Genomic DNA, 2,714 nt, shown 5'->3' with positions numbered 1-2,714 from the left:
TCCGCGGCGGCGGCGTCCACCTGCTCGACGAGGACCTGCGCCCGGTCCCCGACGGCGAGGTCGGCGAGCTGCACGCCACCGGCGACGGCCTGGCCCTGGGCTACCTCGGCCGCCCCGACCTGACCGCCGAGCGCTTCCTGCCCGACCCGACCGCCCCCGGCGCCCGCATGTACCGCACCGGCGACCTCGCCCGCCGCCTGCCCGGCGGCGTGCTGGAGTTCGTCGGCCGCGCCGACGCCCAGGTGAAGGTGCGCGGCTTCCGCGTCGAGCCCGCCGAGGTGGAGGCGCAGCTGCTGCGCCACCCCGACGTCACCGGCGCGGCCGTCGTCGCGCAGGCCGACACCTCCGGCGGGCGCAGGCTCGCCGCGTTCTACACCGCCGAGCACCCGGTGTCCGCGCCCGAGCTGCGCCGCGCGCTCGCCGAGCGCCTGCCCCGCCACCTGGTGCCCTCCACGCTCACCCGGCTGCCCGCGCTGCCCCTCACCCCCAGCGGCAAGCTCGACCGCGCCGCGCTGGCCGCCACCCCGGTCCGCACCAGGGCCGACGTGGACGCCGACTACCGCGCCCCCGCGACCGAGCGGGAGCGGTGGCTGGCGCAGCTGTGGGCGGACGTGCTGGCGGTGGACGCCGTCGGCGTGGACGACGACTTCTTCGAGCTGGGCGGCCACTCGCTGCTGGCCAGCCGGATCACCGCCGAGATCGCGGGCGAGCGCGGCCTGTTCGTGCGCGCCCGCACCTTCTACGAGAACCCGACCGTCGCCGAGCTGGCCGAGCACCTCGGCGCGCTGGAGGAGTCGCGATGAGGCTGAGCGCCCCCACCGGCGACCAGGACGTCGACCTCGACGCCGTGGACCTGTTCGACGCCCGCACCTACTCCGACGGCGACCCGCACGCCGCGTGGCGCGCGATGCGCGAGCACGCGCCCGTGCACCGGCAGACCCTGCCCGACGGCCGGTCCTTCGCCTCCGTCACCCGGCACGCCGACGTCAGCGCCGTGCTGCGCGACCACACCCGGTTCACCTCCCGCCGGGGCACGCTGCTGTCCATCCTGGGCGGCGAGGACCCGGCGGGCGACCTGATGATGGCCGCCAGCGACCCGCCGACGCACACCGCGCTGCGCGAGCCGCTGGGCAGGGCGCTGTCGTTCGCCGCGCTGCGCTCGCGCCACCCGGACGTGCTCGCCGTGGTGCGGCGGCTGATCGCGCCGCTGGCGCGGGAGGGCGCCTGGGACGTCGCCGAGCGGGGCCTGGGGTTCCCGATGGAGTTCACCGGCGCGCTCATGGGCCTGCCCGAGTCCGACTGGCCCGAGCTGGCCCGGCTGACCACCCAGGCCGTGGCGCCCGAGGACCCGCTGTTCGGCGCGGAGGCCGGGCACGGGGCGCTCGTGGCCGCCCACCACGAGCTGTTCGAGTACTTCGCGGAGCTGGCGCACCGCCGCGACGACCGCGACGACCTCGTCGGCTTCCTCAAGCGCATGGACGTGGGCGGGCGCCGCGTCCGCGTCGAGGAGGTCGTCTACAACTGCTACAGCCTGCTGCTCGGGGCGAACGTCACCACCCCGCACGCCGTCTCCGCCACCGTCCAGGCCTTCGTCGAGCACCCCGACGAGTACGCGCGGCTGACCGGCTCCGACCGGCAGACCGCCACCGCCGTCGAGGAGGGCCTGCGCTGGGCCTCGCCCGCCAACCACTTCATGCGCTACGCCACGGTGGACACCGAGCTGAGCGGGCGGCCGGTGCGCGCGGGCGAGGCCGTCGTGGCCTGGCTGGGCTCGGCCAACCGCGACGAGCGCGTCTTCGCCGACCCGTACCACTTCGACGTGGCCCGCAACCCCAACCGGCACGTGGCCTTCGGCTTCGGCCCGCACTACTGCGTCGGCGCGCCGCTGGCCCGCGTCGCGCTCCGGATGCTGTTCGGCGAGCTGGTGCGGCTGGTCGAGCGGTTCGAGGCCGCCGGGCCCGTCACGCACCTGCGCTCCAACTTCGTCGCGGGCATCCGGAGCCTGCCGGTGCGCGCGGTCCTGCGGCCGGGAGCGGCCGACGAGCTGAAGGGGGAAGCCGATGCCGCCACCCCGGCGCGGTAAGTGGCTGCTGCGCGCGCCGGACCCGGACGCGCGGGCCCGCCTGTTCTGCTTCCCGTACTCGGGGCTGGGCGCCTCGATGTACGCCCGGTGGCCGCGCGCGGTCGGCGACCTGGAGGTGTGCGCCGTGCAGCCGCCGGGCAGGGAGAACCGCATCCGCGAACCCCACCACGGCGGCTACCCGGAGCTGGCCGACCTCGCCGCCACCGCGCTGCTGCCGCACCTGGACCGGCCGTTCGCGTTCTTCGGGCACTGCGGGGGAGCGCTGGCCGCGTTCGCCACCGCCGCCCGGCTGGCCGAGACCGGCGGGCCCGTCCCGACCGTGCTGTTCGCCTCGTCCCAGGTCGCCCCGCACGAGGGGCCGTTCGGCCGGTTCCTGTCCATGTCGGACGCCGAGCTGTCCCTGGAGCTGGCGGAGCTGACCCGCGCCCTGGGCGGCGCCCCCGACCCGGACATGATCGAGCTGGGGCTGGGCGTGCTGCGCGCCGACCTCGCCGCGAACCGGGCCTACCGGCTCGACGCGCCCCTCGCGCCGGGGTCCGACGTCTGCGCGATCGGCTGGTCCGCCGACGCGGAGATCCGCCCCGACCAGATGGGCGGGTGGCGCGACTGCGCGCCCGGTGGCGGGTTCACC

Annotated in this window: 3 protein-coding genes; all 3 read left to right on the top strand. The window is 76.8% G+C overall.

Features of this window, described 5'->3' with window-relative positions; all coding sequences use genetic code 11:
- On the top strand, positions 1-803 hold an 803-nt coding region (locus ACTUAL_RS15395), incomplete at its 5' end, for a non-ribosomal peptide synthetase (protein WP_440900741.1).
- Positions 800-2,083 carry a cytochrome P450 gene (locus ACTUAL_RS15390; RefSeq protein ID WP_440900740.1) on the top strand — a complete coding sequence of 428 codons (1,284 nt, stop codon included), beginning with the start codon at positions 800-802 and terminating at the stop codon, positions 2,081-2,083. The genes ACTUAL_RS15395 and ACTUAL_RS15390, both read left to right, overlap by 4 nt.
- Positions 2,061-2,714: thioesterase II family protein (locus ACTUAL_RS15385; protein ID WP_440900739.1), on the top strand; the 654-nt coding region annotated here is incomplete at its 3' end. The genes ACTUAL_RS15390 and ACTUAL_RS15385, both read left to right, overlap by 23 nt.

The sequence above is a fragment of the Actinosynnema sp. genome (assembly GCF_052038725.1).
Note: the sequence above shows the minus strand (reverse complement) of the source record. Positions and strands in the feature narration are given on the sequence as shown.